Consider the following 24,890-nt stretch of genomic DNA (forward strand, 5'->3'; position numbering starts at 1 on the left):
AAATCAATGGAGGAAATAAAAATGACAATTAGATTTGGAGTTATTGGTACTGGTGCGATTGGAAGAGAACATATTAAGCGTATTCAAAGTAAATTATCCGGTGGGGAAATTGTCGCTGTGACTGATGTTAACCAAGCTTCTGCAAAAGATGTCGTTGAAAGCTTTGAATTAGATGCGGCAGTATACCCTGATGATAAAGCTCTTATTGCAGCTGAAAATGTTGATGCTGTTCTTGTAACAAGCTGGGGCCCTGCACATGAAGCAAGTGTGTTAGCTGCAATTGAAGCAGGGAAGTATGTATTCGTTGAAAAACCGCTTGCGACAACAGCTGAAGGGTGTATGAAAATTGTCGAAGCTGAAATGAAACATGGAAAGCGTCTTGTTCAAGTAGGTTTTATGCGTCGCTATGATAGCGGTTATGTACAATTAAAAGAAGCAATCGATAACAACTTCATTGGAGAACCTTTAATGATTCGTTGTGCACACCGAAATCCAGAAGTAGGTGAAAATTATACAACGGATATGGCTATTCATGATACGTTAATTCATGAAATTGATGTGCTACATTGGTTAGTCAATGATGATTATAAAACAGTGCAGGTTACTTATCCGAAGAAATCAAAGCATGCATTAGAGCATCTTAAAGATCCACAAATTGTAACGTTAGAAACAAATGGTGGTATTGTCATCAATGCTGAAATATTTGTTAATTGTAAGTATGGATATGACATTCAATGTGAGGTAATCGGTGATGAAGGAATTGTAAGCTTACCAGAGTTCCAAAGTATTTCCTTCCGCAAAAATGGTACATTTGGTACAAACGTGTTAAATGATTGGAAGGATCGATTTATTGATGCGTATGATAAAGAATTGCAAGACTTCATGGATTCTATTAAGAAAACAGGTGAGCCAAACGGGCCAACTTCATGGGATGGATATATTGCAGCTGTAACTGCAGATGCTGCGATTAAAGCACAGAATTCCGGTGAGAAGGAAGTAGTTTCGCTTGTAGAAAAACCAGATTTCTATAACCAATATCAAACAATATAAAAATAAATGCTTAATAAATTATCAAATCTGGGAGGGTATAAATATGAAATTATGTTTTAATGAAGCTACTACATTAGAAAATTCTAATCTTGCAAAGGACTTAGAATATTGCGAGAAACACGGCTATGATTATATTGAAATCCGTACGATGGATAAATTGCCAGAGTACTTAAAAGATCGCTCAATTGATGATTTGGCTAATTATTTTCAAACTAATCATATTAAGCCTTTAGCGTTAAACGCTTTAGTTTTCTTCAATAATCGTGATGAAGCAGGATATAAGGATATTATTAATGAATATAAGAATATGTTGGAAGTTGCTAAAAAGATTGGAGCTCAATATGTTGTTGCGGTGCCATTAGTAACGGAAGAAAAAATCTTAAAAAAAGATATAAAAAATAGTTGTGTTGAAGTGTTAAAAGAGCTTTCTGATCTTGCGGAGCCATATGGAGTTAAAATAGCATTGGAGTTCGTTGGTCATCCACAATGTACAGTTAATACATTCGGCCAAGCATACGATATTGTTGAAGCTGTAAATCGCGAAAATGTCGGATTAGTTTTTGATTGCTTTCATTTCCATGCGATGGGATCTGATTTTAAAGATCTTAATAAAGCTGATATCTCTAAAATCTTTATTTTGCATATTGATGATACAGAAGACTTTCCAATTGGCTTCTTAACTGATGAAGATAGAGTGTGGCCAGGTTTAGGTGCAATTGATTTAGATCGTATTCTTTCAATATTGAAAGAAAAAGGGTATTCAGGGGCTGTTTCAGTTGAATTATTCAGACCAGAATATTATAAGTTAGACGCTGAAGAAGCAATTAAAACTGCTAAAGAGACAACACTTGAAGTTGTTTCGAAGCATTATGATCTTGGGATAGCTGCTAAATAAATTTCTTTCATTTTTAATGGTGGAAGAATTACTCCATCCACGGAATTTTGTAAGTAGAGAGGTGATTAACGTGACATTAGTTTCTATGAAAGAAATGCTCCTGAAAGCAAAAGAAGGTAAATATGCAGTAGGACAATTTAACATAAATAGCTTACAGTGGGCACAAGCAATCTTACAAGCTGCTGAAGAAGAAGGTGCACCTGTTATTGTTGCCGCTTCTGATAGACTTATTGATTACCTAGGTGGGTTCAAAACAGTTGCTGCAATGGTAAAAGCACTTGTGGAAGAAATGTCCATTACAGTTCCAGTTGCTTTACATTTAGATCATGGCATGAGCTTTGATCGATGTAAGCAGGCAATTGATGCTGGATTTACGTCAGTTATGATTGATGGATCTCATTACTCTATTGACGAGAATATTGCAATGACCAAACAAGTTGTTGACTATGCAATTTCTAAACAAGTATCTGTTGAAGCGGAAGTAGGTACTGTGGGTGGTATGGAAGATGGACTTGTTGGTGGAGTGAACTATGCTGATCCTAACGAATGTTTACGTATCGTTCAAGAAGCGGGAATAGACGCATTGGCGGCAGCGCTTGGATCTGTTCATGGGCCATATCAAGGTGAGCCAAAGCTTGGCTTCGATGAAATGAAACAGATTTCAGAATTGACAGGCATACCACTTGTACTCCATGGCGGTTCTGGTATCCCTGATTATCAAATAAAGCAAGCAATTGAATTAGGTCACGCTAAAATCAATGTTAACACCGAATGCTTACAAGCATGGACACAAGCTGTTCGGGATAGATTGAGTAATGATAGCGAAGTTTATGACCATCGGGCGATAACTACACCGGGCAAAGAAGCGATTATTGCAACAGTCAAAGGTAAGATTAGTGAATTTAATGCAACAAATAAAGCAAGGGAATTTAGTGTGAGTAATAAAGGATAAAAAAGGGGCTATCTTATTTATGAATAAGATAGCTCTTTGCTTTGCGAAAGGCATATAAAATAGTATAATTAGTATGAAAACGATTTAGATATATTTTTTCACAAGTTAGATTGTTATGTTTCCACTACATCGTTTTTAAGTAAAGGTGAGTGAATAGAAGATTATGAAAATGAGCGATGTGGCTAAATTAGCAAATGTATCGCCTGCAACAGTATCTAGAGTCCTTAGTAATCCAGAATTAGTAAGCAAGGAAACGAGACAAAAGGTCTTAGATGTCATAAATGAAGTCAATTACAAACCCCATATTGTTGCTAGGCAATTTAGAACGAAGGAAACAAAGATTATCCTTGTTGTTGTCCCAGATATCACAAGCGCTTTCTTTTCAAAGGTGCTGCGTGGGATTGAACATGTAGCCGTTAACAATGGATATCAGGTAATTTTAGGGGATACAGAAAATGATATTGAAAGAGAAAAGGAATATATTAATTTATTACTACAAAAGCAAGCAGATGGAATGGTTCTTTTAACAGCTAGGCTTAATAAAACAAAACTAGAAGAGATTTCTGAGCATTTTCCAATGGTACTTGCTTGTGAGTACATGGATGGATTAAATGTTCCGACAGTATCAATAGATAATATTAGTAGTGCAAGGAAGGCAACTGAACATTTAATCAAGCTAGGCCATACGAAGATTGCACATATTACGGGTCCAATTAATGTTATATTGAGCCGAGATCGGATGAGGGGTTATCAGCAAGCGATGATGAGCCATGATTTAGATATTGACTCAGCATACATTCAAGAAGGCGATTTTAGCTTTGAATCAGGTTATAATCAAACACTAAAATTACTAGCATTAGAAAACCCGCCAACAGCAGTTTTTGCTTTTAATGATGAGATGGCTATGGGAGCAATTAAAGCTGCAAAGGATAGTGGTCTGAAAGCTCCAGAGGATTTAGCGGTGGTGGGCTTTGATAATGTTAAAATGTCATCTGTCATAGAACCCAATTTAACCACGATTAACCAGCCTAAGTATGAAATAGGTAAAAAGGCAATGGAGTTATTGCTAAAATTAATAAATGGGGAATCTATAAATAAGAAAAAGTTTGTCATGAAGGATGAATTGATTATTAGGGAATCCTGTGGCTCTATTCTTGATATGAAGGAACAAACAAAAATATAGACCATGAGGTGTTGAAGCAGTATGTGTTTCTTCTGCCTCATGGTTTATTATTTTTTTCTTTACTTTACTTAACGAATTAATTACTACTGATAATAAATAGTCTTAAATTAGAAAGTTAATTCAGCTAAATTGCTCTAGCATAATGTATTAACTTATTAAAGTAATCGTTTACAAGGAATTGTGAATCATATAAAATGAATAATGACGATACAAAATATTTGTTACTCTTATATTAGTATGTAGATGCAGGCAAACTGTACCTACGAATGAAATCGTTTACAGTGTTGTAAGTATACATTTAATGAAGGTGAGCGATATGAAAATATGAAAATGAGTGATGTGGCAAAATTAGCAAATGTATCGCCTGCAACAGTTTCCAGAGTCCTTTCTCATCCAGAGCTGGTAAGTACAGAAACAAGACAAAAGGTCTTAGATGTCATTAATCAAGTGAATTACAAGCCTCATATTGTTGCGAGACAATTTAGAACAAAGGAAACAAAGATCATTCTAGTTGTTGTTCCAGATATCACAAGTGCTTTCTTTTCAAAAGTGCTGCGTGGGATCGAGCATGTAGCTGTTAACCATGGATATCAAGTTATTTTAGGCGATACTGAAAATGATATTGAAAGAGAGAAGGAGTATATTAATTTATTGCTACAAAAGCAAGCAGACGGAATGGTTCTTTTAACAGCGAGACTTAATAAAGCAAACCTAGAAGAGATATCAAATCATTTTCCAATGGTACTTGCATGTGAATACATTGATGGATTAAATATTCCTACTGTATCAATTGATAACATTAGTAGTGCAAGAAAAGCAACTGAACATTTAATTAAACTAGGTCATACGAAAATTGCGCATATTACAGGTACTATAAATGTGATATTAAGCAGAGATCGAATGAGAGGGTACCAACAAGCGATGATGAGCCATGATTTAGATATTGACTCAGCATACATCCAGGAAGGTGATTTTAGTTTTGAATCTGGTTATAATCAGATGCTAAAATTATTAGCACTAGAAAACCCGCCAACAGCAGTTTTTGCCTTTAACGATGATATGGCAATGGGGGCAATTAAGGCTGTGAAAGACAGTGGTCTAAAATGTCCAGAGGACCTAGCGGTGGTGGGCTTTGACAATATTAAAATGTCATCTTTCCATGAGCCTAAATTAACAACAATAGATCAACCCAAATACGAAATTGGTAAAAAGGCAATGGAGATGTTGATTAAATTAATAAATAAGGAATCAATCCACAAGAAAAAAATTGTCATGAAGGATGAATTAATTATCAGAGAGTCCTGTAGTTCTGAATCAAAAGTTAGAGAATCGTTAGAGGTCATATAACATGATCCAATTTCAGATAGACGTTTACTAATTGAACTTAAAGTGAATCAACGCATGATTGTTCATTGAAATCGATTTCTGTATTAATCAATTGGAGAATCAAAAGGGATAGACAACTTACTTTAGTAGAGCTTCATATGAAATGAACTCTGTTTTAATGGTAATCTGTTCAGTTAAACACTAAAAAATGCACATATATCTTGATTTCTTGCCGTTATCTACAAAAAAATAAAAATTAATAAAAAGAAAAAAATAACGAAAAAAGCGTTTACAAAAGTAAAAGAATGAGATAAAATGGGTCTTGTAAGTAAGTGAAATATTCTTTTTGACTGAAATCGATTACATTGGATTTTATCAAACTATTGTATTGCGTGAGTTATGATCTACCTCAATGTCATTTGTATAAGTTAAGTAGAAAAATAACTTGATAGGATAATGACAGAATTAATGAGGGGTAGCATGTAGTAATAGAAATTAAAAAATGAGAGGAGTCATTATTATGTCAAACACAGTGACAGTACAAAACCTTAAAAACTATATCGGTGGGCAATGGGTAGAAGCAACATCTGGAAAAACAGAGGTTGTTCCAAATCCAGCAACAGGTGAAACACTTGCACATGTACCTCTTTCAAGCCGTGAAGATGTAGATAAAGCGGTAGAAGTAGCAGCAGAAGCATTCAAGACTTGGAGTAAAACTGCAGTTCCTCGCAGAGCACGTATTCTTTTTAAATACCAACAATTACTAGTAGAAAATTGGGATGAATTAGCTCGCTTAGTAACACTTGAAAATGGAAAAAGTTACAACGAAGCATACGGTGAAGTTTTACGTGGAATTGAATGTGTTGAGTTTGCAGCAGGAGCTCCTACATTAATGATGGGAAAACAGCTTCCAGATATCGCGACAAATGTAGAGTCTGGGATGTACCGCTATCCAGTTGGAGTAGTTGGCGGAATCACACCTTTTAACTTCCCAATGATGGTACCATGCTGGATGTTCCCGTTAGCGATTGTATGTGGAAATACATTTGTGCTTAAGCCATCAGAGCGTACACCGTTGCTTGCGAATCGCCTAGCCGAATTGTTTACAGAAGCTGGACTGCCTGAAGGTGTTTTAAATATTGTACATGGTGCACATGACGTAGTTAATGGCTTGCTTGAGCATTCTAAAGTGAAAGCAATCTCATTTGTAGGTTCTCAGCCAGTTGCTGAATATGTGTATAAAACTGCTTCAAATTATGGTAAGCGTGTTCAAGCTCTAGCAGGAGCAAAAAACCACTCGATCGTTATGCCGGATGCGGATTTAGATGGAGCTGTTAACCAAATTATCGGCGCAGCTTATGGATCAGCAGGTGAAAGATGTATGGCGGCAGCAGTTGTTGTTACTGTTGGAGAAGTAGCGGAACCATTCATGGAGAAGTTAGTTGAAGCTGTAGATAACATTACAATTGGAAATGGAATGGATGAAGGTGTATTCCTTGGTCCTGTCATTCGTGATTCTCATAAGGAAAAAACAGAAAAATACATTGAAATCGGGGAAAAAGAAGGTGCTACATTAGTACGTGATGGACGTAAAGATGTAGCAGCTGCTGGTAATGGATATTTTGTCGGTCCAACGATTTTCGATCATGTCAAAACAGAGATGACAATTTGGAAAGAAGAAATCTTTGCTCCAGTACTATCAGTTGTTCGAGTAAATACACTAGATGAAGCGATTGCTTTGACGAATGAATCAGACTTTGCGAACGGGGCATGTATTTATACAGCAAGCGGAAGTAATGTTCGTAAGTTCCGTGAAGATATCGATGCAGGAATGCTCGGCGTTAATTTAGGAGTTCCAGCTCCTATGGCATTCTTCCCATTCTCTGGCTGGAAAAAATCGTTCTATGGTGATCTTCATGCTAATGGTACAGATGGAGTTGAGTTCTATACACGCAAGAAAATGGTAACCGCTCGTTGGTAATTTTTCTGAAGGTACCGAGGCTTATAAACCTGGTACCTTTCTTCTAAGAAAACATGGAGTGGTAATTTGAGTTCTCTTTATTCCGTTAGAGATAAATATATTTTTTTAATTGTTTCTTTTGCGCTTTGGTTCTCGCATTTTATTTACCTTCCTATTTTGACTCCTTATATAGAAACGATGGGAGGTAAATATACATTTATAGGAATTGTTCTAAGCAGCTATGGACTCATGCAATTTTTATTTAGGCTTCCCATTGGGATTTATTCTGATCTTTTTAGACTAAGAAGGCCGTTTATAGTAGCAGGGATGCTGATAAGTACAACTAGTTGTTTAGTATTTGCATTAACAGATAGCTTAGGATGGGTACTTATAGCCCGTTCTCTTGCAGGTATTGCAGCAGCAACATGGGTTGTTTTTACTGTATTATATTCTAGTTATTTTGTTGATCGTGAAGTTCATCAAGCAATGAGCAGCATTTCCTTTGTTGTTGTTTTAGCGCAACTCATAGGTATGAGCCTAAGCGGTTTTATCGTAAATGAATGGGGATGGCGTGCTCCATTCTGGGTAGGTGGAATTACTAGTATTATGGCTGCCATACTTTTTCTCTTCATTTATGAGGAAAAAGAAGGGAAAGCGAGCGTGCCAGTAAAAGTTAAAGACCTTACATCGGTCATAAAAGAACCAATGCTACTAAAAGTTTCTATGTTGTCTATTTTGGCCCATAGTATTATTTTTACTACGATGTTTGGTTTCATCCCTGCCTATGCCTTAAAAATTGGTCTTCACACTAGTGATATTAGTTTAATTGTGTTTGCATTTATGATTCCTCATGCTATAGCGACACTTTTTATGGGGAAAGTTATTGTACCACTGTTAGGTAAATGGAAGTCTTTAAATATTGCTTTTCTTGCATCATCATTTTTTACGCTTTTAACACCTTTTATGGAATCAAAAGGATTGCTAATGATCATTCAAGGCTTTAATGGATTTTCTCTCGGAATACTATTTCCACTCCTGTTAGGATTAGCTATTGAATCAATTTCACATGAAAAAAGAGCGACAGCTATGGGTGTATATCAAGCATTATATGCACTTGGTATGTTTTCAGGACCTTTTATAGCAGGTGTTTTAAATTCAGGTTTTGGAATTACTGCAGGATTTTATTTTACTGGTATATTAGGATTAATAGCTAGCATTTTAGTTATTACTTGGAGTAGAAAAGAAGCTATTGCGCTTAAAGAGCATTGTAATATTAGCAGTTGAAGTGAATATTTTTAGTTAATTCCTATATAATTTGTTAATTTTATAGGAGGATTGAAAACAATGAAAATAGCTTTAGATCCATATATGTATAGACACTTACCAATTCCAAAAATGGTATGAGAATCTAACTTTTTATTTCGTTGCAAAACTAACATAAACATTCCAAATTGTATACTAAGATGAACATGCAGCAGATAACGGTTAAATCCAAACAGCAAAAAAAAGGAGATGTTTAAATTGCGTTTAGCATATGATCCGTCACATTATCGTGATAATACAAATTTAAAAGATACGATCGATGCAGTTGCTAGATTAGGGTATGAATATGTAGAGTTTTCACCGCGTAAAGATTTTATTTGGTTTTATGAATATCCAAAGGTTGATAAGCAGCTGATAAAAGATTTAAAAAGATATTGTTTAGATGCCGGCGTTAAAATCTCTTCTGTACTTCCTGTTCAACAATGGTCTTCACCCATTGAAGAAGAACGTCAAGCTGCAGTGAGAAATTGGAAACGTTGTATTGAAATCACTTCTGAATTAGGAGTAGATTTAATGAACAGCGAATTTGCCGGGGATAAAAGCCGTCCGGTTGACAGTGAAGCTGCTTTTGTTAAATCAATGGAAGAGCTAATGCCACTTTTTGAAAAAGAGGGTATTAAACTTAATTTACAATCTCATCCTAACGATTTTATTGAGTTGAATACAGAAGCCATTCGAATGATTCGTGCACTAGATAAAGATTGGATTAAGTTGGTATATTCTGTTGCACATGCTTTCTTTTATGATGATGGTGTTGGCGATGTAGAGAAACACTTGGAAGAAGCGGGAGATTTACTTGCTCATGTTCTAATTGCCGATACTCTTAATCATAAAGCAGCATTTGGATTACGATATATTGTTAATCCTCCTAATGCAAACGTAACCATTCACCAGCATTTGAACCCTGGTGAAGGGGAAGTTAACTTTGAAGCACTATATCGGAAATTAAGAGAAATGAAATTTGACGGAATTGTAACAAATTCAGTATTCGCTTATCCTGATAAACCAGAATGGTCCAACGAATTAACGCTGAAATCCATTAAAGAGGGATTAAATATTAAAGAGGGATTAAATATTTAATACGTGGATAAGGTAGCCGAGCTATCGATAAAAATATAATTGATTTAGATAAAGTGAAGTCAGACAGCTTATTTAGGCTTGTGTGGCTTCACTTTTTTATTTTTTTAAATATAATGAGTATATAAACCTTTAATATTCTAATAAAGGTGAAAAATATATTGGAGATTTACTTAATGGTACATACAAATAATTTCCCGCTCATAACAGGAAATACTTCTCTCGATCTAGTAAATACGGAAGTGGTTAGACGAGGACAACGTATCAATTTGCTGCTTTCAAAAGAAGACGTTCTAGCTTGGATGCAAGTCATGAGAAAGGATAATGCCTCTTTTTCTGAGCAGCTGATTGATCAAGCAGAGGATCGAATTGAAAAGGTTTATCCAAAGCTTCTAGAATTCCGAACATTTTTAAGGGAGCATTTTGAACGAATTGCTGATGGAGAACCTATTCCTCATTCGCTTATCGATATTTTAGAAAAAAGGATTGAACTAGCTCCGTTTATTTACAAAGTAGTCAATGATAAGTTGGTTCCATTTCCGATGGGAAATAGTGAAGATGCGATTATATCGCTTATAGCATTTGATTGCTTAATTTTAATGGAATCTAAGAAGCTTAATGGGCTTAAGCGATGCATAAATCCCGATTGTGTGTTGTTGTTTATTGATGAAGGCGGCAGACGCAAATGGTGTTCCATGAAAATTTGTGGGAACAGAAAAAAAGCTGCGCGTTTCAAACAGCGAAAAGTTGAAAGTGATTGAGAACCGACTTATGTAGAAAAAGTTGGTTCTTTTTTATGTCTTTAACTAACCTCTTAAATAATTATTGACAGGTTAATTCATTTCAAGTAAATTAAATATGTAAATAATGGAAATTGATGAAGGGAGGATAAGTTTAACCGTACAAAGACTGAAAAAAGCAGACATTCATTTATTTCACTTGCACGTTTTGGTTTGTGCATATAGATGGAGCTACTTAATTAATCTGAGATAGTTGTTATCATTGCATTGCTGCTGAATAACTTTAGAAGAACCGCTCATGCCCTACTTTCTGGATATAAACTTTTTAGGAGGAATCAGGATGGGAAACTTTATTATAAAACAGTTACGTTTTGTAAGGGACAATACGATTCGACAAGTGAAAGAAATAGATGATACGGCCTCGCTTTTCATTCCAGAAGGATTTAACAATCATATAAAGTGGAATCTTGGACATATTTATCTCGTACAAGAAAAGTTCGCCTTCCACTTCATTGGAGAAAAAATGGAGATGCCGGCATCGTTTCCAGAATTATTTAGTCCTGGTACAAATCCAGCTAATTGGGGAGAACAGGTACCATCCATTCAAGAATTAATTCAATTGCTTGAGAGTCAAGTGGACAGAATAGAGAATGTGCTAGAAAATAAGATGAAAGTAGCTGTAGGGCCCTATACAACTTCCACAGGTCTTACATTAACAACAGTAGAAGAATTTTTAAGCTTTTGCTTATACCATGAAGGCATGCATTTTGATGCAATTAAATCGATTAAACGGATGTTATAGGTACTAGAAATATAGAGTAATTAATCATTAAAGCCCTTTTTGAAATGATAGAATTTCAGAATTGGGCTTTTTGTATTAGCTAATATTTTACTTAATAGGGAAATGTGAAATATTCGTCTATTCCTTTTCTAATAAGTTTTAAGCATAATAGAACGGTATTTGGAAATTTATATTTGTTACTTGAAAAATTCCACTTGACTCTTACGTAACGTAATGAGGTATAGTTGTCTTCTGAATATTTTCATACAACATTTTTTAGATTGGAGAGGTTCGATTAAATTGAAAACAAATCTTAATGAGGATTCGTCCTTATCAAAAAGCAATCCCGTTGGAAATATATTTGCAAATCGCATTGTACTAGCGATTATGACCTCGAACTTCTTGCTACAGCTTGGTATTTGGGTAAGGAATTTTGCTATTTTATTATATGTAACAGATATAACAAATAATGATCCCTTATATGTATCATTGATTTCTGTAGCGGAGTTTGCACCGATTTTTATCTTTTCATTTATTGGAGGTACATTTGCAGACAGGTGGAAGCCCAAACTTACGATGGTTTGGTGTGACTTGTTGTCCGCAGTCTCAATCTTATTTGTGTTATTGACACTTATTTACGGAACATGGCATGCAATCTTTTTTGCAACACTTGTGTCCGCTATTTTATCACAGTTTTCAATGCCTTCTGCGATGAGACTGTTTAAGCAGCATGTGCCAGGTGAGCAATTACAGTCAGTCATGGCAATGTTTCAATCTTTGATGGCTATATTTATGGTCATAGGTCCGATCATTGGAACATTTGTCTATCAAAAGTATGGGATAGTTACTTCAATTGCCGTAATGGGTGCTATGTTCTTCCTTTCTGCAATCGTACTATTGTTTTTACCACGTGATATTGAGAAGGAAGATACAGAAGGTCAAGGAAATTTCAAAAAAGAATTGGCAGATGGTTTTCGCTATGTGCTTTCTAAAAAGGTGCTTAAATCAATGGGTTCTATCTTTGCGGTATGTGGATTGGCAGTTGGGCTAATTCAACCGCTTATGATTTTTGTCACAATTGAAAAATTAGGGATGACAAAGGACTTTCTTCAATGGTTACTAATGGCGAACGGTATAGGTATGTTACTTGGTGGCGGTGTGGTTATGGCTTTTTCTAAGAAGATATCTCCGCAAAAGCTTCTAGCCATTGGTATTTTTGCAAGTATGATTAGTACAATTGGAATTGGATGGTCTACAAGTATTGTGGTAACAATTCTATTACAAGTATTTAACGGTTTATTCTTCCCATGTATTCATATTGGGATAAACACCTTAATATTAAAACATACAGAGGAATCTTTTGTTGGACGTGTAAACGGGGTGCTTAGTCCTTTGTTTATGGGAATGATGGTCATTGGGATGTCTATTTCAGGTCTTTTAAAAATCCCATTAACCTTATCTGGAGTTTATTTAGCTGCAGGATTATTATTTCTGATTGGATCGATGCTTGTTGTGCCACTTTTCAAGTTAAAAGAAGAGGATTCATTCGTAAAACCAGTAGTTGAAATAAAAGAATAAATATCGTTTCTATCACTCTAATGTCTTGTTCTACTATTAAATAATTGGAATACAATTGAATGTAAAAATAAAAGAACCATTCTCATCATAACCAGTTTGAGAATGGTTCTTTCGGTGTTTTGCTTGCATATGGGTTAATGCTTCTTTTTTTGTTTTTGTTTGACGGTTATATGGGTTAAACCCACCCCAATCATTACGTCTGATCGTAACATCCAATTTTCCCTCTCGAACCTGTTTCTCCCTAATTTTCCTTGCTTTTGATTTGGCCATATTATTCACACTCCTTGGATTGTTTAATGATCACCAATTTATATGGTTCCCTCAATTATATAATGACTCGATAAGTAAAAAACAACTATTTTAAAAAGTTTTGTTGGTAATATTACGAAAAATTACAATCTGAAGAGTAAGCAGCATAGTTTTTTATTTCATCATAACAATGGATATGTATAATAATGGTAATAGGTTTTAAAAACCTAATTGTCATCATAGTAAGAGGTGATCAAAATTATTATATGGATAAATGGAACTTTTGGATCGGGGAAAACAACAACAGCTTACGAGTTACAAAAAAGAGTCTCAAACTCATTTGTTTATGATCCAGAACGGTTTGGTTATGTGTTAATGGCTAACGTTCCTAAAGAGATGTCAAAAGATGATTTTCAGGATTACACAATCTGGCGTGAGGCAAACTATGCATTATTGAAACAAGTAGCTGAGGGCTATAAAGGGGTTATTATTGTACCGATGACACTTACAAATTAATTATATTTTGAAGAGATAATAGGGAGATTAAAAGCAGATGGTATCGAGGTAAAACATTATACTTTGGCAGCTTCACCACAAACGGTTCAAAAGAGACTAAGAAAAAGACTAGAGGGTAAAAATTCTTGGGCATACCAGCAGATAGATAAACGACTCAATAGTTTAGCGAATAATGCATTCAAAGAACATATACAAACAGATATGATGACGATCGAGGAAGTGGTAGAGACCATTGCGAATCGATCGGGAATCACATTGTTACCTGACCGTCGATCAAATCTTACAAAAATATCCGATAGACTTTTTGTGAAAATGAAAGAAATAAGACTATTCAAATAGTATGAATCTAAAATGTGAGATTGAAATAATTTAGTTCTTTATAATCTAACGAAAAAGCGTTTACAAAATAAAGTTTCTATTCTATAATAACATTAACAAGTTAAGAAACGTGCTGATGAGTCATTGAGAGACAGCTTATTGTATTAAAAAGGGGATTTTTGCCTTTTTTTAATACATGAGCTGTCTTTTTTTGATTTTTTAGCCACATAAATGAACTATCTATGGGCTTGTTATTTTTGCGGCTTAATAGAGATGTATAAAAAACAAGGGGGGCTTTTCTATGTCACCTTTTCTAGGTGAAGTTATTGGTACAATGATTCTAATTATATTTGGTGGCGGTGTTGTTGGTGGCGTCGTACTTAATAAATCAAAGGCACAAAATTCAGGATGGATTGTTATAACCATGGGGTGGGGTTTTGCTGTAGCTTTCGGTGCATACGCAGTTGGAAGTGTAAGTGGTGCTCATTTAAATCCAGCAGTTACAATCGGGTTTGCCTCAATTGGGGAATTCCCTTGGGCTGATGTTCCAGCCTATGTTACAGCTCAAATGATAGGTGCTTTTATTGGTGCTACAATCGTATGGTTGTATTATTATCCGCACTGGAAAGCAACTGAAGATCAAGGTGCGAAATTAGCGGTATTTTCAACAGATCCAGCTATCCCACATACTCCATCCAATTTAATAAGTGAAGTTTTAGGGACAGCAATATTAGTATTCGGTTTATTGTCAATCGGTGCAAATGAGTTCACAGAAGGGCTTAACCCAATCATTGTTGGATTCTTTATAACAGCTATTGGTCTTTCACTTGGTGGAACAACAGGGTATGCGATTAATCCAGCACGTGATTTAGGTCCGCGTATTGCCCATTTTTTACTACCGATAGCAGGGAAAGGATCTTCAAATTGGAAATATGCTTGGATTCCAGTGGTAGGGCCAATCGTAGGTGGGATGTTAGGTGCACAGTTTCACCAAGCACTATTTGTTAGTGGGTCAATAAATGCATTATATATACTTATAGGTGTATTAGCTGTTATCGTTTTAATTGCTAGGGTAGCTAATACTAATCGAGTAGTGCATACTAATTCTACTCATTTAAATGAAGGGTAAATTGAGTTCTGTTACAAGTCCCATTTTGTGGGGGAAACGGAGCAAGGGTCACGCTATATGAAATGAAACAACGCTACTTTCTGGGCTATGATTATAGGTAAAATAGCTTCATGCAAATAGAGGAATAGAGATGTGGAAGCAGGAAATAGTATATAAATGAAAAAAAGAGAGTTATAGGGAGGATTAATCATGCAAAAAAAATATATATTATCATTAGATCAAGGGACTACTAGTTCTAGAGCAATTCTTTTTAATAGAAATGGGGAAATTGTCGATGCAGCACAAAGAGAATTTACACAATACTTTCCTAAGCCAGGCTGGGTTGAGCACAATGCCCAGGAAATCTGGAGTTCGATTTTAGCTGTCATTGCAGAGGTTCTTACAAAAACGAATGTATCAGCAAATGAAATTGCTAGTATCGGGATTACAAATCAGCGTGAAACAGCAGTCGTATGGGACCGAGAAACAGGTAGACCAGTTTACAATGCAATTGTCTGGCAATCAAGACAAACTGCGGACATTTGTGAGGAATTAATAGAAAAGGGCTACAATGATCTATTTCGAAATAAAACAGGATTGTTAATTGATGCTTACTTCTCAGGAACAAAGGTTAAATGGATTCTAGATCATGTTGAAGGGGCAAGAGAAAAAGCAAATGAAGGGAAATTGCTATTTGGAACAATTGATACATGGTTAATTTGGAAGCTTTCTGGTGGTAAAGAGCATGTAACAGATTATACAAATGCCTCAAGAACTCTCATGTATAATATTTATGATTTAGCTTGGGATGATGAGTTGCTCGAAATTTTAGACATACCAAAGTCCATGCTTCCAGAAGTACGTTCATCCTCAGAAGTATATGCTGAGACGGTAGATTATCATTTCTTTGGCGAAGCAGTTCCGATTGCAGGAGTCGCTGGTGATCAGCATGCAGCTTTATTTGGTCAAGCGTGCTATGAAAAGGGAATGGCTAAAAATACGTATGGTACAGGCTGCTTTATGTTAATGAACACGGGGGAAAAGGCTGTTCCTTCTGAAAATGGGTTGTTAACAACGATTGCATGGGGAATCGATGGAAAAGTAGAGTATGCACTTGAAGGTAGTATATTTGTAGCGGGATCAGCTATTCAGTGGCTGCGTGATGGTTTAAGAATGATCGATGATGCACCTGCAAGTGAAGGGTATGCTTCAAAGGTCGAATCGACTGATGGTGTTTATGTTGTGCCAGCATTTGTTGGCTTAGGTACACCGTATTGGGATAGTGATGCAAGAGGTGCTATTTTTGGCTTAACTCGTGGAACATCGAAAGAACATTTTGTCCGTGCGACGCTTGAATCACTTGCTTACCAAACAAAGGATGTATTGAAGGCGATGGAAGCTGATTCTGGTATCGAATTAAAGAAGCTACGTGTAGATGGCGGCGCTGTAAAAAATAATTTCTTAATGAATTTCCAAAGTGATATTTTAAATGTAGCTGTTGAGCGCCCTGTTATTAATGAAACGACTGCTTTAGGAGCGGCTTATTTAGCAGGACTTGCAGTTGGTTTTTGGAAGGACCGTGAAGAAATTTCTAAACAGTGGAAAGTAGAAGAATCATATGAACCAACAATGGATGATCAGCAAAGAGATTCATTGTATGGTGGCTGGAAAAAGGCTGTAGAGGCTACAATGGGATTTAAGCCTAATAAAAATAGGTAGTAGCAGTGAAAGTTATCGGATTTATACTCTTTGGATTAACAATTTCCAAGAAAAGTCTTGATAAAAAATAGATATATTGTAAAATAAGTATATATTATGAAAATAGCCAAAATACAAGTTAATAGATAAGGTCTGAGAATTTGAGGGGACCACAACAAAACTGTAAGTGATTAAGTTACAGTTCATGTTGTGGTCCCTTTTTATTTGTTCTTAAGCCCTTTTACGGAAAGGAAGGAAAAAAATGAACGAATTTTCAAGCATAAAACGATCAACATATCTAAATGAGATGGAGAAGCAACCATTAGATTTACTAGTCATTGGAGGGGGAATAACTGGCACAGGAATCGCTTTAGACGCTCAATCACGCGGACTAAGAACAGGCTTAATTGAAATGCAGGATTTTGCAGCAGGGACATCCAGCCGTTCGACAAAACTTGTACATGGAGGTCTCCGTTATTTAAAACAGCTAGAAGTGAAATTAGTCGCAGAAGTGGGGAAAGAACGTGCGATTGTCTATGAAAATGCTCCACATGTTACAACACCAGTATGGATGATGCTACCGATTATCGAGAATGGAACATTTGGTAAGTTTTCAACATCAATTGGGCTTAAAGTTTATGATTTTCTAGCAGGTGTTAAACGATCAGAGCGACGTAAAATGTTAAATAGTGGTGATACCCTTTCAAGGGAGCCATTGTTACGAAAAGAAGGGCTAAAAGGATCTGGGGTGTATGTCGAATATCGAACAGATGATGCCCGTTTAACGCTGGAAGTGATTAAAGAAGCTGTTAATCGAGGGGTTTTAGCTGTAAATTACACAAGGGCTGAAAAGTTCATCTATGAAAATGGAAAACTAGTAGGTGTACAAATAAATGATCAATTATCAGGTGAGAAGAAAAAGATTTATGCAAAGAAAATTGTCAATGCAGCTGGTCCTTGGGTTGATACGTTACGAGAGAAAGATCAATCTAAAAAAGGAAAGTATCTTCATTTAACAAAGGGGGTTCACCTTGTCGTTGATGGATCTAAATTTCCACTTAAAGAGGCTGTATATTTCGATACACCTTTTAATGATGGGAGAATGATGTTTGCCATACCTCGTGCTGGGAAAACATATGTTGGAACAACAGATACAAATTATAACGGATCAATTGATCACCCAAGAATGACAACAGAGGATCGAGATTATATTCTTGAGGCTTCAAATTATATGTTCCCTAACCTAAACTTGATAGCAGGTGATGTTGAATCAAGTTGGGTTGGTCTTCGTCCGTTGATACATGAAGAAGGAAAAGATCCGTCAGAAATATCAAGAAAAGATGAGATCTTTCTATCTGAATCTGGACTCATTACAATTGCAGGTGGAAAACTAACAGGCTACCGAAAAATGGCTGAAAGTGTCGTTAATCTAGTGTTGTCACAATTAAGTGGAAAGAGTAAAGGTTTTCCGGCTTGCTCAACAGATCGTATAACTCTTTCTGGAGGAAATGTTGGTGGTTCGGCTGGTTATTCAAGTTTTATTCAAGAAAAGGTAGCTGAAGGCATAAAGCTAGGTTTAACAAAGGAAGAAGCGGAAAAGTTAGTGAAAAGATATGGTTCGAATATTTCTCACGTGTACGATGTTATCCGACAAAGTGGTAATCAAGCCGCAGAATCTGGTTTATCAGTAGAGGTTTACGCATCACTTCTATATGGGATTCAACATGAAATGGTTGCAACTTTAAGTGACTTTTTTATTCGTAGAACAAGCGCTCTATTATTTGATATTAATTGGGTTCAAAAATGGAAGGAGCCAGTTAGTCAATATATGGCTACTCTTCTTTGCTGGTCAAAGGAAGAAGAAATTCGATATCGTGATGACTTAGAAAAATACATTCATGATGCAGTCGTTCCGCTTGATAATGAGGAACAACCGTATATTCAAAGCATATAGGCGGAAATAATCATTCCTTATTGATGGCGAGCATCATTTAACTAAAAAGCCTGATCTTGTCATAAATTATTGAATGCTTAAGGTAAGGAAAAGGAGGGCCAAAGTGGACTTTAATGGGCAACAAGTGTTACCAGCGATAAAATCAATGAAGGATTTTGAAAAGATTTTAACAAGTAATATAGAGTATATTGTGATGTTGGAAGTTCATATTTCACAATTAGAAAGTATTATGAGATATGCTCGAAGTCATTTTAAAAAAGTCCTATTACATGCTGATCTCATTCAAGGGTTGAAAAATGATGAATATTCTACAGAATTCCTCTGTCAAAAAATAAAGCCTGATGGGCTAATTTCAACCAGAGGCAGTGTCTTAAAAACAGCAAAGAAAAACGGAATTCTATCGATACAGCGCCTGTTTTTATTAGATACGATTGCGATTGATACAAGTTATAAATTAGCTGAAAAGGTTCATCCTGACTTCATAGAGGTTTTGCCTGGCTGTGTGCCTCATCTCATTGAAAAGGTCCATATAGAAACAGGGATACCTGTAATCGCAGGAGGTTTAATAACGAAAAAAGAAGAGATTAATAGTGTTTTAGCTGCTGGCGCTAAAGCTGTAACGACTTCTAGAAAAGATTTATGGTCTATATCCTGAAATTCAAGCTATTCGTGTATAATTCCTAGTGTTTACCTATTAGTTTTTGATAAAAAACGTTCCTTCCTGTTAAAAGGGTAGGCATCATGAAAACGATGCCTACCCTTTTAAACATAATTCAGACGTTCATTTTGTCAGTTCTATCTAGGAATGTTCTCCTCTTTTACATGACGGAAGACATTGATTAAAAATAAAATAATTCCTATTAAGACAAGATTTGAACCAATGACGGTAGTACAGTCAATGTATCATTATCTAAGAAAACAATTAAAAACACGCCAGCTGTTAAAAAAGGAGTTCCAATGTTGTGAAGCCAAAAATGTGTTTTCGCTAATTTTGTTTCACCAGCTTTTGGATAGAAATGATATATGAGTCCGAATAGTGCCATGGATGCCCAACCAAGCAGGTTTACATGAGTGTGAACAGACGTATAGCTGAAATTATGAGTGATACCCATAATGTACCCGATGGATACGCCAATGACTAAATAAACAACAGCTATCTTGAAAAACTTAGTCCCCATATAATATCCTCCTTAATTTGTGCTTTTATTTATCTTACATACAAATCAAGTAGGATAGAACTAATGTTTATGAAAAAAAATAATTTACAGTTAAATAGTATTAGGATAATTGACTACTATTTCACTATGTAATCGAGGAATGTGTAACTCCAAATAAAAAAGAGCCTGACCCACATCCTTATAAAGGGTGCTAAAAGTCAGGCTCTTTTTCTGTTATTTAAAAGAATTGGATAAAAATTCAATTACCTGTTCAGGCGTTTTTGCGTTCGCGCTATGTAGGTGCGATTGCTTTTCTCCATCTTTAAATACTAAAAGACTTGGAATCCCCATCACATCATATTTCTCAGCTATTTCTGGAAACTCATCCTTGTCGATTTCGTACATTGAAACATTTTGTACTTCCTCAAATACTGATGGAAGAAACATATCCATTCGTTTACAATCAGGACACCAGTCTGTGACAAATTTTATGACTACAGATTCCTTACTAGAGATTAATTCTTGAAATTGATTTTGAGTTTTTACTTGTTCCATTGTTATCACCTCAAAGCTATTTTAACCAATAAGCAAAGAAAAAACAGTAATCTAGCTTGTATTATCCAGCTTTCATATTATCTTCCTTATAAATAGCTTATCTTAGAGACTGATTAAGGTAAACATTAGTCATTTTCACAACACTATTCACTGATAGATGTAACTACTAAGATCAAATAAAGATTGATAGGTAAAAGGAATAGAAGGAGAACTCTTAATGCTTGACGAAGAAGACTATCGAATGTATACTTACTTACAATAAGTAAGTTATTGATTAAAAAGTTATTGGAGATTTCATATAGATGCTACAATATTTATTGTATGAGGAGGAAGGTCTATGATCATCGAAAAATCTACAGAAAGCCCGTTAAACAAAATAAAGGAAAAGGTACAAATTGTCACTCATGGTGACAGGTCTACGTTTATTGTTGGACCAATTAATCTGCCAGTTCAATTAGACGGAGAGACAGTGTTTTTTAAGTGGTATAGCTGGTTAGATGTTCAAATGATTGAAGGGATGCAAGCAGAGAATCAAGTAGAAGAATTGATTAAAAGTCTGCCACAGGCTAATTTAGCAAATAACCAACAATCAAGTGTTTTAGTCTACGGAGACTTTGAGCACGCAGAAGATGCACTAATTCGTATGCATAGTATTTGTCATACTGGAGATATTTTTGGTAGTAAGAGATGTGATTGCGGTTTCCAATTAAAACAATCAATGAAAATGATTTCCGAGCATGGGGCTGGGGCACTTTTCTATCTTGCTAATCATGAAGGTAGAGGAATTGGATTATTCAGTAAGGCACTTGCGTACCTACTTCAAGAAGAGGGCTTAGATACTGTCGAGGCGAATGAACAGTTAGGTTTCTTGGATGATTCCAGAAACTATGATGAAGCGATTAGAGTATTAAAAACACTTCGTCAATTACCTGTTACATTAATTACGAATAATCCTAATAAACTTAAGGCCTTGCAGAGTTCAGGCGCAAACGTTTCTGGACGAATTCCATTATGGGGAGATATTTCAAGGTATAATAAACATTATCTAGAAACGAAAATGGAGAGAGCTGGTCATTTTAGAGGAGGATATCCGATTGAGTGAACATGAGTTTTATATGAATTTAAGCCTAAATAATGCAAAGGCAATGAAGGGTCAGACTGAACCAAATCCACTTGTAGGGGCGGTTGTCGTCAATCATAACAGAATTGTAGGTGTGGGTGCTCATTTAAAGGCAGGAGAACCTCATGCAGAAATTCATGCATTACGGATGGCAGGAGAACAGGCAAAGGGAGGGACAATATATGTAACTCTTGAGCCTTGTTCACATCATGGGAGAACAGGTCCTTGTGCTGAGGCAATTGTAAAGGCTGGGATAAAGAAAGTAATTGTTGCTACATTAGACCCAAATCCCGTTGTAGCAGGAAATGGGATTTCAATTTTAAAAAATGCAAATATTGAAGTCCTAATTGGAGTTTGTGAAGAAGAGTCTAGAAAAATGAATGAAGTATTTAATAAGTTTATTGTTAAAAAGCAGCCGTTCATCACATTAAAATCAGCGACGACGCTAGACGGTAAGATTTCATCATTTACATGGGACAGCAAATGGATAACCTCTGAGGAAGCGCGTAAAGATGTTCATCAGCTTCGCCATGAGAATGTAGGTATTCTGGTAGGAGTTCATACAGTGATTAAGGATGACCCTGAATTAACAACAAGAATTCCAAATGGTCGAAATCCAATCCGGATCATTTTAGATAGCACGCTACGTATTCCTTTAGATTCTAAAGTGGTAACAGATCAAAAAGCTCAAACATGGATTTTTACCTCAAAACAATATTCAGCAAATACAAAGAAAAAGCTTGAACAACTAGGTTGTAAAGTATTTGTCACAAGTGGTGAGAGCCGCGTTGATTTACATGATACGCTGACGATTCTAGGAGAGCACTCTGTATCATCAGTTCTAATCGAAGGTGGCGGTGAAGTGAATGCATCTTTCTTGGCTGAACAATTAGTTGATAAACTGGTTCTCTATATTGCTCCTAAATTAATCGGTGGAAAGCAATCACCTGGCTTTTTTGCAGGCACAGGGATTGAAAAAATGGCTGATGCAATTGAAATTGATGAAATGGACATTCAAAAGATCGGTAAGGACTTTAAAGTTACAGGCTATCCAGTATACAAAGCTTTATAAATCTATAAAACACTTTCTAAAAAGGGATATAAATCTTCTTAGGAAGTGTTTTTCTTTATAGAGGTATTGCGATTATGATCAGGATAGAGTAAAATAAAACCAAGTAAACGCATAAGAATTATAAAATATATTAAATTGATAAATTTTTTTTAAGAAGACAATTATAAATATTGACTTAGTGTTCTCGAGTTGAATGCTAATCAAGAAGTAAAGGGAGACCTTTGACATCTTAAGCAAGTCAGACTTAGGAAAGGCGCTTTAGCCTTCCTTTTAAGGAGGAATTGATATGAACGTGGAATTGTATCCAGTTGTTGAAGGTGCAGAAAGCCTATTTTTTTCAGGAGATGAAATTGGTGTGTTACTCTGCCACGGGTTTAATGGAACGCCACAAAGCATGCAATATATTGGAGAACAACTTACTAAATATGGCTATACTGTATCCATCCCTCGCTTAAACGGTCATGGTACACATTATCTAGATATGGAAACGAGCACCTATGAAGATTGGATATCTGGTCTACAAACTGCCTATAACCATTTAAAAAAACAATGTGAAAAGGTGTTTATCGTAGGCCAATCAATGGGTGGGGCCTTAACACTACAATTGGCAGCAAACAACCAGAACGTGGATGGGATATTCCTAATTAATGCAGCTGTAACAGATGTTTGTTATAAGGAATTTCGTAACATGGCTAAGCCAGCCTATGTTCAAGAAGGTTCTCCAGATATAAATAAATCTTCCGTTTTTGAAATAACGTATGAAAAAGTGCCATTAAAAGCAATTCATCAGCTTTTACACTTAATGGATGACACAAAGAAAAAAGTCTCACGTGTTTCGAGTCCAACGATTATTTTTAAATCGGCAATTGATCACGTTGTACCTCCAACAAATTCAGAGTTTATTTTTGATCAAGTGAATACAACTGAGAAAAAAATGATTGTCTTAGAAAATTCCTATCACGTTGCATCAATGGATCATGATGCACCACTCATTGTGGAGCAAATTCATCAACATATAAAAAAATTGATTACAGATAAAACAGTTAAATATACAAGTGAAAAGTGGATAACTGCATAGGTTATCCACAACTTGTTCACATTTCCACGCGTTTATCCACAAAAATGTAAACACTTAACATGGAAAAATAACTCATAATGTAGTGATCTTCATTTAGGAAAACTGTTTAGAGGTATCACTAGGTGTGACTTCTAATTGATCAGTTCTTGATACATAGCTATGTAAAACCATTCCGCCAACAACTAAAACCATCCCTATTAGAGAAATAGGTGTAGGGAGTGGTGCACTTAGGAAAAGAATTTCACCAAATAATGCAAAAAGAACTTGAATAGATTGCGTTGCTTCTACAGCTGCGAGCTTTGCCATATTATGTTGAACTAAATTTGTAGCTTGGAAAAAAAGTAGGGTTGCAATTAACCCTGAACATATTGCGACGAAAAACGATTGAACAGTTTGAGTTTTGGAAGGAAGCCCAGTTGTTGACAATGCAATAATAGATAGGGTAATCCAAAAAGGTAAACTGCCTAAAGTCATCCCAAGAACACGCTGAAATACATCTAGTCTACCTTCACAAAGTGACATCATTTTTCGATTTCCAAGTGGATAGGCAAACGATGCGATAATCACTGGTATAATACTTAAAAGCACAGGCTTTATTGATAATTGAGTTGCGTGTTCATATTGCATGACACCAACACCAATAATAATGATAAGTGACATACATAACCCTTTAAATGGGATTTGCCCTCTTACTTTTATCGAGCCATTAGTCGTTTTTATTTCTTCATAAAACAAGGGAACGAGGAGTGAACCAGATAGGATCGTGATCTGCCAAGTTGCAGCTATGAGCCATCCTGGTCCATATGCGCCAGCGAAGCAAATCGGAGCATAAAATAAACCGAAACCAATAGTACCCCATAGCAGCCATTGGGATGGATTTTTTTTCATTTCTTTCCAAAGTGCTATCCACTTTTTTCTCCAGATCACAATGAAAAATAAAAAAGGAAGCATGAAAAAATAACGTAATGAGGCACTCCATAACCAACTTCCCCCTGAGAGTTCCATTGAACGATTTAACACAAATGTAAACGCAAAAAAGAAGGATGAACAAATCCCAAGTACAATAGATCTCAATACAATCACCTCTGTTTAACAAGTTTGACTATGTACTAATGATAGTAACTAAACTGACCTTACTATACCATAATTTTATTTCCGTTCATAAAGCTTTCTGATTATTGATAAAAGTCATGCTTATCC

The 24,890-nt window shown here is 35.7% G+C and carries 22 protein-coding genes and 1 pseudogene; 19 read left to right on the top strand and 4 right to left on the bottom strand.

The window, feature by feature from the left end:
• The first annotated feature begins 21 nt into the window (after positions 1-21).
• The 11 genes from iolG (at position 22) to I7822_RS18300 (ending at position 12,865) form a co-directional block, all read left to right on the top strand.
• Positions 22-1,050 carry a bifunctional inositol 2-dehydrogenase/D-chiro-inositol 1-dehydrogenase gene (gene iolG / locus I7822_RS18250; protein WP_207980540.1) on the top strand — a complete coding sequence of 343 codons (1,029 nt, stop codon included), beginning with the start codon at positions 22-24 and terminating at the stop codon, positions 1,048-1,050.
• 43 nt (positions 1,051-1,093) lie between these two features.
• Positions 1,094-1,945, top strand: coding sequence for a 2-keto-myo-inositol isomerase (gene iolI, locus I7822_RS18255; protein ID WP_207980541.1), 852 nt, complete (start codon positions 1,094-1,096; stop codon positions 1,943-1,945).
• Positions 1,946-2,015: 70 nt separating this feature from the next.
• A complete protein-coding gene (gene fba / locus I7822_RS18260; RefSeq protein ID WP_207980542.1) occupies positions 2,016-2,897 on the top strand; it encodes a class II fructose-1,6-bisphosphate aldolase in 882 nt (293 codons plus the stop codon).
• Between the two features lie 160 nt (positions 2,898-3,057).
• Positions 3,058-4,080: a LacI family DNA-binding transcriptional regulator gene (locus tag I7822_RS18265; protein ID WP_207980589.1), complete on the top strand. Its 1,023-nt coding sequence runs from the start codon at positions 3,058-3,060 to the stop codon at positions 4,078-4,080.
• 324 nt (positions 4,081-4,404) lie between these two features.
• Positions 4,405-5,427 (top strand): LacI family DNA-binding transcriptional regulator, encoded by a 1,023-nt coding sequence (locus tag I7822_RS18270; protein WP_207980543.1) that lies wholly within the window; start codon positions 4,405-4,407, stop codon positions 5,425-5,427.
• 499 nt (positions 5,428-5,926) lie between these two features.
• Entirely contained in the window at positions 5,927-7,387 is a 1,461-nt protein-coding gene (locus I7822_RS18275) for a CoA-acylating methylmalonate-semialdehyde dehydrogenase (RefSeq protein WP_207980544.1), read from the top strand.
• 66 nt (positions 7,388-7,453) lie between these two features.
• Positions 7,454-8,650 (top strand): MFS transporter, encoded by a 1,197-nt coding sequence (locus I7822_RS18280; RefSeq protein ID WP_207980545.1) that lies wholly within the window; start codon positions 7,454-7,456, stop codon positions 8,648-8,650.
• A gap of 237 nt (positions 8,651-8,887) precedes the next feature.
• Positions 8,888-9,769, top strand: a complete 882-nt coding sequence (locus tag I7822_RS18285; protein WP_207980546.1) for a sugar phosphate isomerase/epimerase family protein — start codon at positions 8,888-8,890, stop codon at positions 9,767-9,769.
• A 173-nt stretch (positions 9,770-9,942) separates the two neighbouring features.
• Positions 9,943-10,527, top strand: a complete 585-nt coding sequence (locus tag I7822_RS18290; protein WP_207980547.1) for a CGNR zinc finger domain-containing protein — start codon at positions 9,943-9,945, stop codon at positions 10,525-10,527.
• Between the two features lie 319 nt (positions 10,528-10,846).
• Positions 10,847-11,308 (top strand): DinB family protein, encoded by a 462-nt coding sequence (locus tag I7822_RS18295; RefSeq protein ID WP_207980548.1) that lies wholly within the window; start codon positions 10,847-10,849, stop codon positions 11,306-11,308.
• 279 nt (positions 11,309-11,587) lie between these two features.
• Positions 11,588-12,865: an MFS transporter gene (locus tag I7822_RS18300; protein ID WP_243459540.1), complete on the top strand. Its 1,278-nt coding sequence runs from the start codon at positions 11,588-11,590 to the stop codon at positions 12,863-12,865.
• A 36-nt stretch (positions 12,866-12,901) separates the two neighbouring features.
• Here the strand turns inward: I7822_RS18300 and brfA are convergent, their stop codons facing one another.
• Complete coding sequence (gene brfA / locus I7822_RS18305) at positions 12,902-13,135, bottom strand: ribosome rescue factor BrfA (protein WP_207980550.1); 234 nt, start codon at positions 13,133-13,135, stop codon at positions 12,902-12,904.
• 237 nt (positions 13,136-13,372) lie between these two features.
• On the opposite strand from brfA, the pseudogene I7822_RS18310 reads away from it, so the two are divergent.
• From I7822_RS18310 to I7822_RS18330, 5 genes and pseudogenes are all read left to right on the top strand, one after another.
• Positions 13,373-13,969, top strand: a pseudogene (locus tag I7822_RS18310) (ATP-binding protein).
• Between the two features lie 280 nt (positions 13,970-14,249).
• Positions 14,250-15,077, top strand: a complete 828-nt coding sequence (locus tag I7822_RS18315; protein WP_207980551.1) for an MIP/aquaporin family protein — start codon at positions 14,250-14,252, stop codon at positions 15,075-15,077.
• A 189-nt stretch (positions 15,078-15,266) separates the two neighbouring features.
• A complete protein-coding gene (gene glpK, locus I7822_RS18320; protein ID WP_207980552.1) occupies positions 15,267-16,775 on the top strand; it encodes a glycerol kinase GlpK in 1,509 nt (502 codons plus the stop codon).
• 241 nt (positions 16,776-17,016) lie between these two features.
• Complete coding sequence (locus I7822_RS18325) at positions 17,017-18,708, top strand: glycerol-3-phosphate dehydrogenase/oxidase (RefSeq protein ID WP_207980553.1); 1,692 nt, start codon at positions 17,017-17,019, stop codon at positions 18,706-18,708.
• A gap of 103 nt (positions 18,709-18,811) precedes the next feature.
• The gene (locus I7822_RS18330; protein ID WP_307847806.1) at positions 18,812-19,363 is read left to right on the top strand and encodes a glycerol-3-phosphate responsive antiterminator; all 552 of its coding nucleotides are present in this window, start codon (positions 18,812-18,814) and stop codon (positions 19,361-19,363) included.
• Positions 19,364-19,568: 205 nt separating this feature from the next.
• Here I7822_RS18330 and I7822_RS18335 read toward each other — a convergent pair whose 3' ends face one another.
• Positions 19,569-19,886, bottom strand: a complete 318-nt coding sequence (locus tag I7822_RS18335; protein ID WP_307847807.1) for a cytochrome-c oxidase — start codon at positions 19,884-19,886, stop codon at positions 19,569-19,571.
• Between the two features lie 213 nt (positions 19,887-20,099).
• Positions 20,100-20,420: a thioredoxin family protein gene (locus I7822_RS18340; protein ID WP_207980555.1), complete on the bottom strand. Its 321-nt coding sequence runs from the start codon at positions 20,418-20,420 to the stop codon at positions 20,100-20,102.
• 337 nt (positions 20,421-20,757) lie between these two features.
• Here I7822_RS18340 and I7822_RS18345 point away from each other — a divergent pair, with 337 nt between their 5' ends.
• From I7822_RS18345 to I7822_RS18355, 3 genes are all read left to right on the top strand, one after another.
• Positions 20,758-21,522 carry a GTP cyclohydrolase II gene (locus I7822_RS18345; protein WP_207980556.1) on the top strand — a complete coding sequence of 255 codons (765 nt, stop codon included), beginning with the start codon at positions 20,758-20,760 and terminating at the stop codon, positions 21,520-21,522.
• Positions 21,515-22,612 carry a bifunctional diaminohydroxyphosphoribosylaminopyrimidine deaminase/5-amino-6-(5-phosphoribosylamino)uracil reductase RibD gene (ribD, locus tag I7822_RS18350; RefSeq protein ID WP_207980557.1) on the top strand — a complete coding sequence of 366 codons (1,098 nt, stop codon included), beginning with the start codon at positions 21,515-21,517 and terminating at the stop codon, positions 22,610-22,612. The genes I7822_RS18345 and ribD overlap by 8 nt, the downstream gene beginning before the upstream one ends.
• Before the next feature lie 286 nt (positions 22,613-22,898).
• Positions 22,899-23,690 carry an alpha/beta hydrolase gene (locus tag I7822_RS18355; protein ID WP_207980558.1) on the top strand — a complete coding sequence of 264 codons (792 nt, stop codon included), beginning with the start codon at positions 22,899-22,901 and terminating at the stop codon, positions 23,688-23,690.
• 93 nt (positions 23,691-23,783) lie between these two features.
• On the opposite strand, the gene I7822_RS18360 is transcribed toward I7822_RS18355, so the two are convergent.
• The gene (locus I7822_RS18360; protein WP_207980559.1) at positions 23,784-24,764 is read right to left on the bottom strand and encodes a DMT family transporter; all 981 of its coding nucleotides are present in this window, start codon (positions 24,762-24,764) and stop codon (positions 23,784-23,786) included.
• Positions 24,765-24,890: the final 126 nt, after the last annotated feature.

This window comes from Metabacillus bambusae (assembly GCF_017497975.1).
Classification (GTDB): domain Bacteria; phylum Bacillota; class Bacilli; order Bacillales; family Bacillaceae; genus Metabacillus; species Metabacillus bambusae.

What these genes read in the sequence shown, in the direction of transcription:
- glpK (WP_207980552.1), top strand. Translation starts at nt 15,267, where the DNA reads ATGCAAAAAAAATATATATTATCATTAGATCAAGGGACTACTAGTTCT.
- I7822_RS18345 (WP_207980556.1), top strand. Translation starts at nt 20,758, where the DNA reads ATGATCATCGAAAAATCTACAGAAAGCCCGTTAAACAAAATAAAGGAA.
- I7822_RS18290 (WP_207980547.1), top strand. Translation starts at nt 9,943, where the DNA reads ATGGTACATACAAATAATTTCCCGCTCATAACAGGAAATACTTCTCTC.
- I7822_RS18335 (WP_307847807.1), bottom strand. Translation starts at nt 19,886, where the DNA reads ATGGGGACTAAGTTTTTCAAGATAGCTGTTGTTTATTTAGTCATTGGC.
- brfA (WP_207980550.1), bottom strand. Translation starts at nt 13,135, where the DNA reads ATGGCCAAATCAAAAGCAAGGAAAATTAGGGAGAAACAGGTTCGAGAG.
- iolI (WP_207980541.1), top strand. Translation starts at nt 1,094, where the DNA reads ATGAAATTATGTTTTAATGAAGCTACTACATTAGAAAATTCTAATCTT.
- I7822_RS18325 (WP_207980553.1), top strand. Translation starts at nt 17,017, where the DNA reads ATGAACGAATTTTCAAGCATAAAACGATCAACATATCTAAATGAGATG.
- I7822_RS18315 (WP_207980551.1), top strand. Translation starts at nt 14,250, where the DNA reads ATGTCACCTTTTCTAGGTGAAGTTATTGGTACAATGATTCTAATTATA.
- iolG (WP_207980540.1), top strand. Translation starts at nt 22, where the DNA reads ATGACAATTAGATTTGGAGTTATTGGTACTGGTGCGATTGGAAGAGAA.
- I7822_RS18355 (WP_207980558.1), top strand. Translation starts at nt 22,899, where the DNA reads ATGAACGTGGAATTGTATCCAGTTGTTGAAGGTGCAGAAAGCCTATTT.
- I7822_RS18270 (WP_207980543.1), top strand. Translation starts at nt 4,405, where the DNA reads ATGAAAATGAGTGATGTGGCAAAATTAGCAAATGTATCGCCTGCAACA.
- I7822_RS18295 (WP_207980548.1), top strand. Translation starts at nt 10,847, where the DNA reads ATGGGAAACTTTATTATAAAACAGTTACGTTTTGTAAGGGACAATACG.
- I7822_RS18275 (WP_207980544.1), top strand. Translation starts at nt 5,927, where the DNA reads ATGTCAAACACAGTGACAGTACAAAACCTTAAAAACTATATCGGTGGG.
- I7822_RS18340 (WP_207980555.1), bottom strand. Translation starts at nt 20,420, where the DNA reads ATGGAACAAGTAAAAACTCAAAATCAATTTCAAGAATTAATCTCTAGT.